14 protein-coding genes and 1 pseudogene are annotated in these 14,530 nt (G+C 61.1%); 4 read left to right on the forward strand and 11 right to left on the reverse strand.

Annotated elements, in window-relative coordinates:
* Nucleotides 1-9 precede the first annotated feature (9 nt).
* Entirely contained in the window at nucleotides 10-1,599 is a 1,590-nt protein-coding gene (locus tag AC1VNX_RS25025) for a YfjI family protein (protein WP_483160332.1), read from the forward strand.
* A gap of 282 nt (nucleotides 1,600-1,881) precedes the next feature.
* On the opposite strand, the gene AC1VNX_RS25030 is transcribed toward AC1VNX_RS25025, so the two are convergent.
* Nucleotides 1,882-3,090, reverse strand: a complete 1,209-nt coding sequence (locus AC1VNX_RS25030) for a hypothetical protein (protein ID WP_483160333.1) — start codon at nucleotides 3,088-3,090, stop codon at nucleotides 1,882-1,884.
* Between the two features lie 367 nt (nucleotides 3,091-3,457).
* On the opposite strand from AC1VNX_RS25030, the gene AC1VNX_RS25035 reads away from it, so the two are divergent.
* Together AC1VNX_RS25035 and AC1VNX_RS25040 are read left to right on the forward strand one after the other, a co-directional pair.
* The gene (locus tag AC1VNX_RS25035; protein WP_483160334.1) at nucleotides 3,458-3,622 is read left to right on the forward strand and encodes a hypothetical protein; all 165 of its coding nucleotides are present in this window, start codon (nucleotides 3,458-3,460) and stop codon (nucleotides 3,620-3,622) included.
* 473 nt (nucleotides 3,623-4,095) lie between these two features.
* Nucleotides 4,096-4,497, forward strand: coding sequence for a hypothetical protein (locus AC1VNX_RS25040; protein ID WP_483160335.1), 402 nt, complete (start codon nucleotides 4,096-4,098; stop codon nucleotides 4,495-4,497).
* A 195-nt stretch (nucleotides 4,498-4,692) separates the two neighbouring features.
* Here the strand turns inward: AC1VNX_RS25040 and AC1VNX_RS25045 are convergent, their stop codons facing one another.
* From AC1VNX_RS25045 to AC1VNX_RS25055, 3 genes are all read right to left on the reverse strand, one after another.
* Nucleotides 4,693-5,046, reverse strand: coding sequence for an H-NS histone family protein (locus AC1VNX_RS25045; protein ID WP_483160336.1), 354 nt, complete (start codon nucleotides 5,044-5,046; stop codon nucleotides 4,693-4,695).
* 316 nt (nucleotides 5,047-5,362) lie between these two features.
* The gene (locus AC1VNX_RS25050; protein ID WP_354425581.1) at nucleotides 5,363-5,590 is read right to left on the reverse strand and encodes a hypothetical protein; all 228 of its coding nucleotides are present in this window, start codon (nucleotides 5,588-5,590) and stop codon (nucleotides 5,363-5,365) included.
* Complete coding sequence (locus tag AC1VNX_RS25055) at nucleotides 5,590-5,952, reverse strand: DUF7227 family protein (RefSeq protein ID WP_483162010.1); 363 nt, start codon at nucleotides 5,950-5,952, stop codon at nucleotides 5,590-5,592. Before AC1VNX_RS25055 ends, AC1VNX_RS25050 begins: the two co-directional genes overlap by 1 nt.
* Nucleotides 5,953-5,984: 32 nt before the next feature.
* Here AC1VNX_RS25055 and tnpC point away from each other — a divergent pair.
* Nucleotides 5,985-6,665 (forward strand): annotated as a pseudogene (gene tnpC, locus AC1VNX_RS25060) (IS66 family transposase); the annotation flags it as partial.
* A gap of 91 nt (nucleotides 6,666-6,756) precedes the next feature.
* On the opposite strand, the gene AC1VNX_RS25065 reads toward tnpC, so the two are convergent.
* The 7 genes from AC1VNX_RS25065 to AC1VNX_RS25095 all read right to left on the reverse strand — a co-directional run bounded on the left by AC1VNX_RS25065 (nucleotide 6,757) and on the right by AC1VNX_RS25095 (nucleotide 14,489).
* On the reverse strand, nucleotides 6,757-8,253 hold the full coding sequence (locus tag AC1VNX_RS25065) for a M81 family metallopeptidase (RefSeq protein WP_483160337.1): 1,497 nt from the start codon (nucleotides 8,251-8,253) through the stop codon (nucleotides 6,757-6,759).
* A 67-nt stretch (nucleotides 8,254-8,320) separates the two neighbouring features.
* A complete protein-coding gene (locus tag AC1VNX_RS25070; protein ID WP_483160338.1) occupies nucleotides 8,321-9,310 on the reverse strand; it encodes a P1 family peptidase in 990 nt (329 codons plus the stop codon).
* A gap of 18 nt (nucleotides 9,311-9,328) precedes the next feature.
* The gene (locus AC1VNX_RS25075) at nucleotides 9,329-10,102 is read right to left on the reverse strand and encodes an ATP-binding cassette domain-containing protein (RefSeq protein WP_483160339.1); all 774 of its coding nucleotides are present in this window, start codon (nucleotides 10,100-10,102) and stop codon (nucleotides 9,329-9,331) included.
* Nucleotides 10,099-11,076, reverse strand: a complete 978-nt coding sequence (locus AC1VNX_RS25080) for an ABC transporter ATP-binding protein (RefSeq protein WP_483160340.1) — start codon at nucleotides 11,074-11,076, stop codon at nucleotides 10,099-10,101. The genes AC1VNX_RS25075 and AC1VNX_RS25080 overlap by 4 nt, the downstream gene beginning before the upstream one ends.
* Nucleotides 11,076-11,912 carry an ABC transporter permease gene (locus AC1VNX_RS25085; RefSeq protein ID WP_483160341.1) on the reverse strand — a complete coding sequence of 279 codons (837 nt, stop codon included), beginning with the start codon at nucleotides 11,910-11,912 and terminating at the stop codon, nucleotides 11,076-11,078. The genes AC1VNX_RS25080 and AC1VNX_RS25085 overlap by 1 nt, the downstream gene beginning before the upstream one ends.
* A 21-nt stretch (nucleotides 11,913-11,933) precedes the next feature.
* The gene (locus tag AC1VNX_RS25090; protein ID WP_483160342.1) at nucleotides 11,934-12,890 is read right to left on the reverse strand and encodes an ABC transporter permease; all 957 of its coding nucleotides are present in this window, start codon (nucleotides 12,888-12,890) and stop codon (nucleotides 11,934-11,936) included.
* A gap of 15 nt (nucleotides 12,891-12,905) precedes the next feature.
* The gene (locus AC1VNX_RS25095) at nucleotides 12,906-14,489 is read right to left on the reverse strand and encodes an ABC transporter substrate-binding protein (RefSeq protein WP_483160343.1); all 1,584 of its coding nucleotides are present in this window, start codon (nucleotides 14,487-14,489) and stop codon (nucleotides 12,906-12,908) included.
* Nucleotides 14,490-14,530 lie beyond the last annotated feature (41 nt).

The raw sequence follows: 14,530 nt of genomic DNA on the forward strand, positions 1-14,530 counted from the left end.
ATCCAGATCGTGACTACCTCTGATTTTGATGACTACCCCCTCGACGGTTTAACCCCGACGATCAAAGTACTCGCGAAGTACATCCACGAAACGAACAAGTCCCCACTTCCAATGTGTGCGGTCTCGGCGCTGGCGGGCTGTACGTTGGCCACTCAGGGCTTGATCAAGGTCAAGTGGCGCGATGCCCCACCTTCGCCTGTGGGGATGATCTTCATCGTGGAGGCTCTCAGTGGGGAGCGCAAGACAGCGAACGATCAAATTGCCTTGCGTGAGCATCGTGTTTTCGACAAGCAGCAATTCAGATTTGAGGCAGGCGATGCCAAAGAGCACGCTCGCGAAAAATCGATATGGGACGCAAAAAGAAGATCTCTGCTGCGCTCAATTGGCCAAGGCGCGGTCAAAAATGTCGACACGAAAGAGCTAGAGGATCGACTTGAAGATCACGATAAGCTGCAACCAGTCCAGCGCAGGCGACCTCGGATGCTGATTTCCGATATCACGGCGCCTGCAGTTGCCAGGCATCTCCGAGAAACGTACCGATATGCGGGGCTGGTCTCGGACGAAGGCGGTGTAATCCTGAGTTCCGGGGCATTGAGCAATCCCGCGATGATCAACTCGATTTGGGATTCAGGAGACGGTGTCACTGATCGAATGGGGCGAGGGCGCACAGAAGTGTATGGAGCCAGCCTGACTGTTTACCTTCAGGTGCAGCCCGGCGTGTTAGAGCAATTCCTGAACCGGCAAGGTCAACTTACCCATGCCAGTGGAAATTCAAGCAGGTGGCTCTATACCAACCCTCCATCAAAACAGGGAACGCGCTTTATTAGCCAATTTGTCAACGCCTATCTGGACACCGCCGAATCCTATCACCTACGCATCCGGCAGCTGCTCGCAAAATATGTTAGCGATGAATATCCATCTCAAAAGATCAAAGAATTCTCATCTTCGGCACAGCAGCATCTCGATTGGTTTTCAAATGCGGTCGAAAAGGAATTGGCTGAGGGAGGCTGGTTTTATTTCATGCGGGGAGCCGCGGCTAAAGCGCCAGAGAACTGTGCGCGGCTGGCCGCCATCATGCATGAGTTCGAAGGTGACTCGGGGAAGATCGACGCATCAGTCGTCATGGGTGCCATAAAGATTGTTGCTTGGCACCTGAACCAGTACCGCATGCGCTTCGCGCCGTTGACTCAGATGGAGCGCGACATCCTGGATCTAGAGGAAAGCATCTTCAAGCACCACCACCGCTGGATGCAGACCAACGGTCAAGTGAAAGGCGCTGAGCTGGCCAGGTATGCGCCCAAACGCCTTCGGCAAGTCGACAAGCTTCTCAACATCGTCTTGGAGCTGGCGATCTTGGGAAGGCTACAAGTTTGGGATGAAAGCGGCGGCAGCTGGTACGTCAACCTGCATTACTGGATTCCCAATCACACTCCCGCTCCTCGGCCGGAAGAACTGGAGTCAGGTGTTCGTTTTCTATACCACCCGCAACGGGATCGGATGCTACGTCGGGTAGAGCAAGCCAAGGCCGCTAAAGGCCACCCTCAAGACGCGCGCGGCAAGTCTTGGCTCTGGCCTGGACGCGAACTGCCACGCTCGTGAGATCCTGCTATTTGGCTATTAAATAGCCAAATAGCAGGCCTCCACCCACATATGTCTCCTTGGTTCGGCCATCTCAAGTCAATTTCGCTCGAGAATGACCGGAGATGCACGGCGACCCATGCATCTCTTGCAAGGAACCGGGGTTGGAATCAGAGGCTGAGATCAGGACGGCGGTCTGGGGCTCTACAACGCGAACGGGGCTCCCATCGCGGGCGCCGTTCGCCCTGACTTGGTCGGCGACGCGCCTGACATTGGAGCCAACGCGTCTATGACAGACGCTGCCTAGACTGCTTGACCCCGGCGCGGTCGCCCCTGGACCTTTTTCTCTTCGGGTTTACTCAAGGCGAAGGACCGGTATTTGGGCCCGCTCTTGCGCGTCAGGTACTGATCGGCCTTGGCCATGTATCTCAGGATCTTGCGCAGCCCGGTCCGTGCCGCCAAGTCATCGTGATCGATCTTGCCCGTTCCCAACCCAGCACCGGCCTCTTTGGAACGCCGGATCCAGCCATCCCGATTTCCGTTCCAGTACTTGCCCATGCCATCGGTTGCATGGATCTTCCAATACTCACCTACTTCACGCGCTACCGCGATGCCGTTGTTGCGCTCGGTGTCATAGGAAAGCAGAAGGTGGGCATGCAACCCTGTACGCCTGCCCTCCTCGATCCTCCATGCATAGTCCCGAATGCCCTCAAGCACCGGATGTGAAGGCGCATCCAGCATGCGATCCAAATGAGTCTGGATCAGGCCCGGCGTCACTTGCTGGCGGTGTCGACGGTGATATCCGAGGTGCACCAAAATCATCAGATGGCGCGACCGACTGCGGAACAATTCGGCTTCCCACATGAGGAAACGCCCCTCAGGACGTTTGCAGTTGTGCCGGTGCTTTCTCAGGCGCGCACGGTACTTACTTGTTCCGCAATGCGCTCGAATGGCCTCGAGCAGCGCGTTAAAGAGGTCTGCGTAACGCCACCCCGACGCCGGACAGATCTGCAGAGGGAGACCCAGGTCAAACGTCCTTGGATCGATGGCCAGCGACGAAAAAGAATCAAAGAAGGCCTGCATCCTCGGGCTATAGAAATACGACTCATCGTGCACCTCCAAGACCGTCTTGGCATCGTAGTAATACCTCGAAAATGCTTTGTTCTCCAATGTCAAATTGCCTCGTTTCGTCAGCATGATGTTGAATGCCAGTTCGTCGGACAGCTGTAGCTCCTCCACCATTTTTTCGATTCGAGCGAAGGAGGTCAGCTTCTCATAGTCTTCATGGATCAGCAGTTTGGTCTTCTGATCCTTTTCTTCGAACTCAACATGATGAGTGAGATCCAGGGTGCTGTAGATTTCGTGCAACTCTGAATCATCAGAGCTCAAATGGCCCGATGAATGCTCTCGAAAAGGAAGTTGTTTGGACAACTTCTCCTGCCTCCAGTTCGACAGGGATGGATAGATTATTTTGGATTCCATAGGAAGCAATAGTCGATGCGTGATGTTCATTGAAATCCCACCTCGATACCGAAAGAATTCTTGAAATTTCAGCGGGGACTTTCATAGGAGTTATGAGTCGCATAAAAATTACTCCATCGACTTCGCTCACAGACTAAAATTTAACGCAACTCGTCGGTTTTCCTGGAATTTGCAATTGCTTGCCAATTTGTCGGAAGATGATCAGAGTCCTTGACACGTCCGGGCGGCGAGCGGGCGCCGGAAGAAAGTAGGCGCGTGCCATCGGAGTAGCGGGCCCCTCGCAGCGGCGGACGGATATTCCAGGCCCGGACAGAAGGGACCCGCCGCTGGTTGGCACGTGCTTAGCGCGCGAGTCGTAGAAGGTGGCGTCGCTGAGTCGGCCTCGCAGCACGGCTCCATGATGGACAACCTCAAGCTGCGTGACGAACCTGACGATCTGCTCGTTGGAGCATCTGCATTTTTCTCATGTCTGTCGTTCTCCAAACTGACAAACTTCATCGCCATTTACGCTGATGCGGCTGCCGCGAGCAGGTCATTGAGGCTTGGCAACCGCATTTTCTAGTTGTCTATCTGAGGCCGAATAGAAGAGGTGGGGAAATTCTTACCCGGTCTGCATATGGCATGACAGCGATCTCGCTGTTGAAGGAACCGATCGATTGCACATCCGAACCGAGCCATGGAGTATTTCTGTCAATACTAGAAAGTCGCAGGCATCGCCAGATTCTTACCCCAAATTGCATTGAGCGTCGCCTCGGGCCGATGACCAAACGAAATGCAATGAGGTTTTCTCGTGCGCAAAGTCGCAGTTCGTCGCTGAGCTCTTGTTCATCGAGCGGTTCTATCAAGCAGGAAGGCGGCAGGCCGCAGCGCTGACAACCACCATTGGTCCTTCGCGCAAAGGCCCCAGCCAATGAGCCCTCCTGCGCCGGTCGGTTCTCAGAACCTCAACTCCAGGAAAACAACATGTCCCCATATTGGCATAAAGTCCCTTCGAAGCACTGCTCGAACTGCGGAGCGCTCATCGGTCATATTCACGTGAACTTGCACCGCAATGAAGAACGCTTTCAGAAACCTGGCCCGCCAAGCACTTTGGAGGTGAGAAACGCCCGCGTGCTGAAGTCGTACTGCATGAAGTGCGGAGTCAACGCTGCCCGTAAGGATCTGGAAAAGCGTGGTTTCGCCTGCCATGACATAGAGGACTACGAGGGCGTTCGTCTATGCACAAGCTGCGGGCAGACTCACCTCAAAAGGAACAATTGGCAACCCGTGTACCTGATCGCTGTCAACCTGTTTGATGACGATGGCCTCGGCACCGTGGAGGAAACGGCGGTGGTGATTGCCTGCGCGAAGTGCGAGGCTGCACATGGAGGATTGCAGCCTGTGCCTCTCGCTATAAGCAAGCGGCGACTGGTGCGCCGATTCATTGACGCTTTTTGACCCGCGGATATAGGACCTTGAGGACCTCGCGCAACGCGCGCCGCAAGGATCCTGTGGATACTGGGTTCTTGCCCGCTCACCTCGCCGCGTGCTTCGCGTGGAACTCCTGCACCTTTTTCCGCCACGCTCACGCACGGGGCCCAACTGGGGTGTCGGCGCGTGCGATCATCCTGTACCGCATTCTGATGAGGCCAACTATTTCACCAGCAGCTCTTCGGCCGACTTGCCCGCCTCGAGTGCTGCTTTGAACCAAGCAGGGCGTGGGCCACGGCCGCTCCAGACATTGCCTTGATCGTCCTTGAATTTCGGTGCACCGCTGGCTGCAGCCAACTTCTTGGTCTTGCGCCCCTTCTTCGCGGTGACTTCTTTCACCACCGCACCTCTTCCGGTTGATCTGCCAAAGCCAAGATCAGCAGCGGTGAAACCGTACACCGCGATAGCTTCTTTGATGCGACTGAGAACGCCGCCGGCTTCCTTATTGCGCAATTGCTCAGCCTCCTTTTGCAATTGCTCAATCTGCTTCTGAACCTGAAGATAAGTCTTTGCCATAGGAGCTTTCAAACCGGAAAAGGCGCAAGCATACGCTGGGCAGAGGGACGGCTGTCGTCAGCGTTCTTCCTTATTTTTTCAACGACCCATACTGCTGCTGAACGACTGGTGGCAAGTGTCACACACACTGGCGCGCTATCACATCACCAAACCTCGATGCTCAAGCTTCTTGCACCCATGCAATCAAAAAAATGAAACCTGCGACGGAGTCCCCCGAGGCTCGCCGAGAAGGCGAAACCAAGGAGGACTTTTCAGGCGTCTCAATGCTTGTTCAGCATTGATTTGGTTCGAATATCCGTCAAGGTCGTATCGCGCATCAGACTCTACCGAGATCACCGCGGTGCTTCGCGTTGGACTCATGTTGAGCAGTAAGGTTGGCGATCCGCGTCTCCTCCGCTGCAGCACGATGGACCTGTTCCAATTGATACGGATCACATTGCTTGCGGGCCAGCATGACACGGTCCACGAGAAGAAGGAATTCTTCGTCAAGCGCTGGTGCGCCTTCCTGTCCCGCCGCTTCGCTGACGGCATGGGTCGCCTTCATTAGACCTGCCGCCCGAAGAAGATCGCCTGGACGTGCCTTGCGCCTCTCCCGTGCGCCGGGAATCCCATGATGGCGATCCGATCGCGTTGCTGGCAAATGCCGCAGTTCAGGCAATCGCTGCTGCCGAGGCTGGCGGGGCACACGACGACGTGACGACCTGCAGGCGTCCGAACAGCCTTGGTCATTCCGGCAGGCAGAAGGACTACGACGGGCGCGACTCCGAGCGCGGCATAAGCATCGGCCTGGGCAAGCGTCTCCGCGCTCAGGTTGACAGTGACGCCGATTTGGTTGGCCCTCTGGATAGCAACGCGGTTCGCCAGCGTGGGCAGGTAGTGGGTGTAGGTAAACCCGCGCCGCCCCATGTTCGCCAGCGCCAACTGGATGAGCAGCTTTTCGTCGATCACGCCCGGCCCGGGCCTTCCTTGGGCTTGGCGGCGAGAGCGGCTGGCGCGGCACCCTAGTGTGCGATGACTTCTCCGGCTACAAGGCGTGCTTCGAACTGGGCGTTACCGAGGCCGGCTGCCTGGCGCATGCCAGGCGCAAGTTCCATGAGCTGTGGGCCAACCACGGCAGCCCGATCGGTGAGCAGGCCTTGAAGTTCTTCGGCGAGCTCTACGAGGTTGAGCGGGTCGTGGCCGAACTGGGACCGGAAGACCGCAAGCGCGTGCGCCAGGAGCGCTCACGGAAGGTGGCCGATGCACTCCACCAATGGCTCACCACGCAGCGGCAGAAGGTGCCCGAGGGCTCGGCGACCGCCAAGGCCATCGACTACAGCCTGAAGCGCTGGCTGGCGCTCACACGCTATATCGACGATGCGAATCTGCCGGCCGACAACAACCGGGTGGAGAACCAGATCCGGCCGATTGCGCTTGGAAGACAGAACTGGCTGTTCGCCGGCAGCTTGCGCGCCGGCCGGCGAGCTGCGGCGTCATGAGCCTGGTGCACTCGGCGCGTCTGAACGGCCACGAGCCGCACGCGTACCTGAAGGATGTTCTTGAGCGGCTTCCTACGCACCCGGCCAAGCCGCATTACAGAGCTGCTGCCGCATCGCTGGTTGCCAACCACGGCTTCCTGATCCACGCCGTCGTCAAGACGGGTTCACCGCGCGCTTACCGTAGCTGAGCTCGCCGGCCTAATCGGGCTGCCAGGAGTGCTCCGATGGGCTCTCAGAGCTCGTCGAGCGGATAGATCGGACGCCGCACGCGTTCGAAGCGCAGCTTCGAATAGTCCGACGTCGTCACGCCGACACTGTCGCATTCGATGACGTCTTGCGCCAGGCTGCCGAAGCCGGCTCGCCAATGCACCCGGCTCTTCAATGCGAAGTACCTGGTTCGATCGAGGTCAATGCCGAGCGACATCAGGTACGCCAGGTCGTGTGGCTCAGTGGCAAGCGATGTCACCACGACCTGGACACCACCGACTTGAAGCACGACAGTCTTGCCCGCCGAGATGGCCACGCCGGCCATCATAGGGCCGCGCAGGCGGAACGAGCCATCGCTGATGGTGCGCACGCGCGCTGAGACGGTGATCGGTGCATTGACGTCCCCAGTGGACCTCAGCTCGCTCAGGCCGCCGAGAGAAAGCGTGAGTTCGTTTCCGACACCGGCGGCGATCGCCCGCTCCACCGCCTGCGGATCGCGAATGGCATAGAACACCGCGTCCTGAAGGTCTTGGCGTAGCACCTCGGCAAGCACACCCGTGGTGTCCATGGTGCCCCCCGATGCGCTGTTGTCGCAGTGATCGAGCAGGACGACCGGCCCCCCCGTCGAAGACTTCGCTCGGGCCACCGACTCCGCCAGCGGCTGCCCCTTGTACAGGAAGGCCGAACGATTTTCCCATGCCTGATCCAGCAGCGCATCGCGCATTTGCCGGGCCTGCTCTGCGTTCGCATTCGTGCACACCACAGCCGAGAGGCCGGCGTTGCGGATGTCTGCATGGGGGAAACCGGTAAACACGGAGGCGGCAAGCACAGTCCCGGACTGCTCGAGTTCGATGCAACGCGCTTGCAGCGACCGGTTGGGCTCCGCATGCGTGCCCTGGCGCATGACGTGCGGCAGCATCGGCCGGTTGTCCCATGCGAGGACGGGATGGATTTCTCCACGGATTGTGCGCACCAGCAGTTCTGCGGCTCGTCGGCCCGCCCCAGCCATGTCGATGTGCGGATAGGTGTGGTATCCGCTGAGAACCGTCAGCCGCTCGACCATCTCGGGGTAGAGATTGGCATGCATATCGAACGCAGCACCGATCGGAACTGTCGGCTGCAGTTCGCGAAGCCGGCGCAAGAGCTCCCCTTCGCCGTCTTCGTGTTCGGCCGTAACCATCGCCCCGTGCAGATCAAGCAATATCCCGTCGAAGATCTTGCCCCGGGCAGCGTCAAGGATCAGTCCCACGATCCGCTCGTAAGCCTCGCTTTCGACCAGCCCGCTCGGGCTCGCCTCCGCGACCACGGCGATGGTGATCTCGCAGCCCTCGCGATCGGTCACCTCAAGGAAGCCGCCCATTCCTGTGCCCGTACCTCGCCGGGCTGTCGCTGCCGCATCACCAACGAGTGGCGTGTCGCTGTCACGGAAGAATCGCCGCAGCGGCGTTGGCGCGGGCGAAAAGGTATTCGTTTCATGCTTGAAGCAAGCCAGAAGCAGGCGGAGGGGAGCTTCACGATTCATTGTTGTCCTGGGAGTCGGTTGCGCAATGGGGAGCAGACAGGTCGAAGTCGGGCGAGATTCGAGGCGGTCACAAGTCCACCGCTTGAAGAACCGCATCCCACGCCAGGTCCGATGCGGCTTCGGCCAGCACGAAAGGATCGACCGACGCAGTTCCCGTTCCTGTGGACAGAGCGAAAAGAATGTCGCCATCGTGCGGCGTGTGAAATGGCTGGATGGCGCGGGCCATCGATGAATGGACCTGCCTGCCGAGTTGTCGCAACAGCAACGACGGCATGGGTTGATCGGTCACGAGGACAGTGAGCGTGGTGTTCTCCGTCGTGGCGACTGTGTTCCCCGGTGTGACGGGCGCATCAGCTGCGGCCGGGGCCGGAGGCACCAGCACATCTCGCGGATGATGGCGCACGCCCGTGCGCCGGTGACGCAGGCCGCGCACCACCCGGCCTTGACGGTCGACGATCACGCCCAGCGCGTTGACCACGGTGGCCACGAAAACCCGTGTACCGCCGACCATCGCGAACGCGGCACCCTGGCCGCCGGCTTCCCGCTCATAGTCGAGATAGGCCGGGAACTTGCCCACAGCAGCCGAGCGCCCCGCGCCACGCGCCCCCAGGGGAAATGTCCCGGCCTGCGCCGACCGGTAGGCGGCTGCGCCGAGCGCCTTGTCCGGATAGATCGAATTGGTGCGTCCGCCGAAGTCGTAGATGATGGCACCGGACACCAGCGCGATCTTTCCCCACCCCACGGCACCATCGCGCTCGGCCAACATTGTCGATGTCACGCCCGTGGCCGCTTCCAGCCCGTACAGGGAGCCACCCGCAAGGCTGATCGCATCCACGCGCGGGTAGCCGCCCAGAAGGCCCGGCGCACCGCCGCGAACATCGACCTCGCAGTCGGCACCTCCTTCGACATGAAGGACCGTGCAACCGGTGGGCCCCTCTTCGTACTCCGCAATGCCGATCCTCAGTTGAGGAAAGTCAAAGGACAGCGCCCGGCCGTCCGACGGCCCTTGCCACAGCCGCGGAACCAGGTCTTGCTCAACTTTCACATCGTTCTTCATTTCTTGGGTCTTTCGTGTTTACGCCGCAGCCTGCCAAAGGGCCTGGCTGTATGCATGGTGCGGTTTCTCGTAGAAGCGCGCGGCATCGCCGATCTCGACCACTTCGCCCGAGCGCATCACCGCGATCCGGCTGCATACGTAGCGTGTGGCGGCCAGGTCGTGGGAGATGAAAAGCGCCGCAAAGCCGTGACGCTGCTGCAAGTCGCGGATCAGGTTGAGGATCTGCACCTGCACGGACACGTCAAGCGCACTGACTGCTTCATCGAATACCAGGAACCGGGGCTGCGTGATCAACGCCCGCGCGATCGCCACCCGTTGGCGCTGACCGCCAGAGAGCTCATGTGGGAAACGCTGCGCAAATCCCGGGTTGAGGCCGACCAGCGCTAGTGTTTGCGCCACGCGATCGCGGCGCTCCTGCGGCGTTCCCGCACGGGTTACCGCGAGCGGCTCTGCCACAGAAACGCCCAGGCGAAGTCGAGGGTTGAGGGCCCACTCCGGCTGCTGCAATACCACCGACATGCGTCCTGCGAGCAGAAGTTGCCGGGCTCGACGCGAGGCGGGAACGACATCACCGAGGAAGCGCACCGCGCCTCGCGTGGGAGCCTGCAAGCCCAGCAGCAGCCGGCCCATCGTTGTTTTCCCGGAGCCGCTTTCTCCGACGACGCCGAGTGTTTCGCCAGCGCGAATGCTCAAACTCACGTCACGCACCGCATCGACACAGCGTCGGTTCCAAACCGGCCCGGTCATGAACGTCACGCCCACGTCCTCAAGCGACACCACGGGCTCCGTCATGCGGCCTCCTTGAATTGAGCCAACTCGCCGGCGCGGTGACATGCGACCGAGCGCCCCTCGACCTCGCGCAGTTCGGGGCGCAGTGAGCGACAGTCAGCGCCTGCATACCCGCACCGATCGGCAAAGGCGCAATGCTCGCTGCGGCCGCTGAGCGTCGGCGGCGCGCCGGGAATTGAAGCCAGAACCTCGCCCAGTTTTTCCCTTCCAGGCGCCACGGCGAGCAGCGCCTGCGTGTAGGGATGTGCAGGCCGCCCGAAGACCACGGACGCCGGGCCATACTCGACCACACGGCCGGCATACATCACAGCGACCGTGTCGCAATGACGGGCCACGGCGCGCAGTTCATGGCTCAGCAGCACGACGCCTGTTTCCATTGAATCGCGCAACGACACGAGCAGCGCAAAGATCTGCTCGCGCAGGGTCGCGTCCAGGGAGGCCGTTGGCTCGTCGGCCACCAGCAACATCGGCCCGCGCGCAATGGCCATTGCGATCACGACGCGCTGCGCCATGCCGCCCGACAGCTGGTGCGGGAAGCTGCGCTCGACGCGCTCGATGTCGCGTAGACCGACACGTGTCAGCAGATCGCGCACCGGCGCCTTGCTGCCGGCCGCCAGCGCGACTTGCTTGCCGACGCGCATGGTCGGGTCCAGCGCGACCATGGGGTTCTGAAAAACGAAGCCGAGTGTGCGACGACGCAGTTCACGCATGGCGGCATCGTCCAGCGCGAAGACCGACTGGCCATTCACTTTCAGATCGCCGCCGGGCCGGCCGGCGTTGTCCGCCAGCAGCCGCCCCACCGCCAGGCCCAGCGTGCTTTTGCCCGAGCCGCTTTCCCCGACCAGCCCCAGTACTTCGCCGGTGCGCACCGACAGCGTCGCCCCGTCCAGCGCGCGATGTGCGGCCCCCGATGCGTCCCCGAACTCGATGACAAGGTCCGTGACTTCCAGCAACGGCGGTGTTGTCGTTCTGTTCATCAAAGCCGCCTCCCACGCAGAGGTTCGAGGGCATCGCGCAGTCCGTCGCCCAGAAGATTCACAGCCACGATGGACAGCGCCAGCACCACACCCGCCGACAGGGCGAGCCAGGGCGCGATCGTCAGGTACACCGAACCAAGACGCAGCAAAGCGCCGAGAGAAGACTCCGGCGGCTGTGAGCCGAGTCCCAGAAAACTCAACCCGCTTTCGATCAGGATGCCGATCGACACTGCGTAGGTGAACTGCACCAGCACCGCGCCCAGCACATTGGGCAGCAAATGCACGAGCATTACGCGCAGGCGCGAGGCGCCCGCCACCTCGGCGGCGGTCACGAAGCCGCGCCCGACCATGCCGAGCGTGACCGAGCGCACCACCCGCACGAAGAGAGGCAGCGTGGCGAACAGGATCACCGCGAGTGCAGAAATACTTCCCGGACCAATCACGGCAGCGACCAGGAGGCCGAGCATCAGCGCCGGAAAAGCGAACATGATGTCCATGGCCCGTGCAATCACGGTGTCGACCCAGCGACCCACATAGGCGGCGTACAGCCCGATGAGTGTTCCCAGAATGGCGGTCCCGCAGACCGATGCCAGCGCCAGAACGAAAGTCGCGCGGATGCCACGCACGATGCGTGGCAGCAGGTCGCGGCCCAGTTCATCCGTCCCGAAGGGCATCGCCCATGACGGTGCAGCGAAGCGCGGACCGGCACCGATCTGGTCCGGATCGCCCAACGGCAGCCAGGGACCGAGGCCTCCCAGGAACAGCAGTAAAAGGAGGACCAGCCCGCCGACAGCGGCCAGATGGTCGCGGCGGGCGAAACGCACGACGGTTTTCATGATTTGCATCATTTCGTCCCCTCACCCGTGGCGCCTGGCGTCGATGCGCGGATCGAGCACGGCATACCCCAGGTCGGCCAGGGTGTTCACGGCGATGAATACAGCGGCGGCCAGCAATACCCCCGCCTGCACGACCGCGTAGTCGCGGTTGCCCAGCGCGCTGTAGACATACAGACCGATCCCGGGCACGGAGAAGAGGATCTCGGCAATCAGTGCCCCACCGAGCAGGTAACCGATGTAGGTGGCCGTCACGGTCAGCACCGGGATCGAAGCGTTGCGCAGGACGTGATGGCGCACGATCTGCCAACGGCTTCGCCCCTGCGAGATCGCGGTGAGCACATGGCCATCGGTCAGCACGCGCTGAACCGAATCGCGGGTCGTGCGAACCAGCAGCGCAATGCCGAAGATGCCCAGGCTCATGCCCGGCAGGAGCGTGGCGCGCACACTGACTGCCGGATCTTCGGTGAACGGCACATAGCCACCCACCGTCGCGCCGAGGCTCCACCTGGAGAAGACGTACACCAGCACGCTGCCCAGAACGACCTCCGGCACGCTGGCGCCCAGGGCGCCCACCATGCGGCCGACGGATCGCCATCTGCCAACGCCCAAGCCTGCCAGCAAGCCCAGCGGCAACCCGACGACCAGGGCCGTGGCAGTCGCGATCAAGGCGACCTGGATCGTCGCAGGCGCACGACGCACCATTTCATCGGCCACCGGTTTGCTGGTCGCCATGGAAACCCCGAAATCGCCGGTCGCTGCGGCGCCCAGCCATTTCGCGTATTGCGCCGGCCCCGACCGATCGAGCCCGAACTTCGCGACCAGTTCGGCACGCGCTTCCACGGAAGCATCCGGACCGAGCACCATCTGCTCGAAGCCCCCGGGCAGCAAGCGCAGGCCGGCGAAAACGAGGATCGACACGCCCACCAGGGTCAACGTGGCAATTCCCAGGCGCAGGGCGAGGTAGTAGACGATTCGCATCTTCGGCCCTGTGACTCAACGGCGCTTGAAATCTGCGACGTACTTGAAGACGTCGAAGTTGCCTTCGAGCGTGCCGAAACGCGCATCGAGTTGGTCGCGTCGGAAGCCGATGTAGTCCGGCTTGCCCACCAGCGGGATCATGTTGGCCGAGCTCTCGATCAATCCGCATGCGCGCGCCATCAGCTTGTCGCGCTCAGGCCCATTGGGCGTCTGCCGGATCTGCGCCATCAGTTCGCCGTACTCAGGCACAGGCTCCAAGAATGTGGTGAAGACCGGCGAAAAGCCGGAGGTCCACCAGTTCAAGACGATGCCGGGATCCGAGAAACCCGCAAACCAAGTCAGCGACGCATCGAAATTAGAGTCCTTCGGGTTTGTCGTCAGAACGCGCTTGTACCAGTCGGCCACGGGTACTTGCTGCACTTGAACGCTGAACCCAGCTTCCTGCAGTTGGGGCTGCAGCACCTGGGCGATCAGCGGATAGGTCACCAGCACTGACGAAGCGATGAGATTGATGCGCGGATTGGGATTGCCCGCCTCTTTCAGCAAAGCCTTGGCCTTGGCCACCCGCTCCTTGCGCGGCAACGTGTAGCTCGGCAGTCCTTCGCAGAGCTTCTTCCCGAAGGCACTGGGAACGGCGTACTCCACGGCCGACTCATCGCCGAACACCGCGTTGACGATCGCAGGCCGATCGACAACCAACGCCGCCGCCTGACGTACACGGCGGTCCTTGAAGACCGAGTTGCCGCTCAGACCACTCAGGTCCAGGTGGAAGTAGTTGGGCGTTTTCTGAACCACCGGCTGCACGCTCGGGATGGCGGCCAGCAGGCGCGGGGTGTCCGGGTTCTCGAATGTGGCCACGTCGATGCTGCCATCACGCAAGCCGGCAAGGCGCGCCGCGTCGTCGGGCATGACCCGGATCGTCATCTTGTCCATGAGCGGCTTGCCGCTTTGCCAATAGTGCGGATTTCGCTCGAGCAACCAGGCCTCGTCCTGGCGGTGCTGGGCCACCTTGTAGGGGCCGGAGCCCAGCATGCCCTTGGCAGGATCGAAGCTGCCCGCCTCGATTTCCTTCATCGGCAGGATCGAGGTGGTTGCCACGGAAAGGATGGACAGCAGCGAGGTATTCGGCTTGGCCAGATCAATGCGCACGGTATGGGCGTCGATCGCGACCACATCGCTCACACCACCGATCTGCTTGCCCCAGCCGCGTGCCTTTTGCGGATCTGTCAGCCGTTTCAGGCTGCCCACCACATCGGCCGAGGTCAGCGGCCGACCGTTGGAAAACGCGGCGTTCTTGCGCAGCCTGAAGACATAGGACGTGGGCGAGACCTGCTCCCACGATTCGGCCAGCTTAGGCGTGATGTTGAGCTTGTCATCTGTGCTCAGCAACTGGTCATAGATCAGATAGAAGACCGTCCACGACGAGCCATCGCCCGACGAATGCGGATCGGTGGAGAGCACCTCCGACGGCTTGCCCCAAATGAGGGGCTTCTGGCCCTGCGCGAAGGCAAGACCTGGCAGGACCAGGAGGGACGCCGCCGCAACCACTGCCGGCAGCCAAGTCCGGCCACGCCCGAACACACACGAGATTCCAGTCACTTGAACTAACCGTCCTTCCGATTGATGACACACAAATGTTA

The sequence above is a fragment of the Variovorax sp. TLI9-5A genome (assembly GCF_056867935.1).

Bases quoted from the DNA above. Each gene is read 5' to 3' on its own strand.
- AC1VNX_RS25030 (WP_483160333.1), bottom strand. From the start codon at position 3,090: ATGAACATCACGCATCGACTATTGCTTCCTATGGAATCCAAAATAATC.
- AC1VNX_RS25035 (WP_483160334.1), top strand. From the start codon at position 3,458: ATGATGGACAACCTCAAGCTGCGTGACGAACCTGACGATCTGCTCGTT.
- AC1VNX_RS25045 (WP_483160336.1), bottom strand. From the start codon at position 5,046: ATGGCAAAGACTTATCTTCAGGTTCAGAAGCAGATTGAGCAATTGCAA.
- AC1VNX_RS25050 (WP_354425581.1), bottom strand. From the start codon at position 5,590: ATGAAGGCGACCCATGCCGTCAGCGAAGCGGCGGGACAGGAAGGCGCA.
- AC1VNX_RS25055 (WP_483162010.1), bottom strand. From the start codon at position 5,952: ATGGGGCGGCGCGGGTTTACCTACACCCACTACCTGCCCACGCTGGCG.
- AC1VNX_RS25065 (WP_483160337.1), bottom strand. From the start codon at position 8,253: ATGAATCGTGAAGCTCCCCTCCGCCTGCTTCTGGCTTGCTTCAAGCAT.
- AC1VNX_RS25070 (WP_483160338.1), bottom strand. From the start codon at position 9,310: ATGAAGAACGATGTGAAAGTTGAGCAAGACCTGGTTCCGCGGCTGTGG.
- AC1VNX_RS25075 (WP_483160339.1), bottom strand. From the start codon at position 10,102: ATGACGGAGCCCGTGGTGTCGCTTGAGGACGTGGGCGTGACGTTCATG.
- AC1VNX_RS25080 (WP_483160340.1), bottom strand. From the start codon at position 11,076: ATGAACAGAACGACAACACCGCCGTTGCTGGAAGTCACGGACCTTGTC.
- AC1VNX_RS25085 (WP_483160341.1), bottom strand. From the start codon at position 11,912: ATGAAAACCGTCGTGCGTTTCGCCCGCCGCGACCATCTGGCCGCTGTC.
- AC1VNX_RS25090 (WP_483160342.1), bottom strand. From the start codon at position 12,890: ATGCGAATCGTCTACTACCTCGCCCTGCGCCTGGGAATTGCCACGTTG.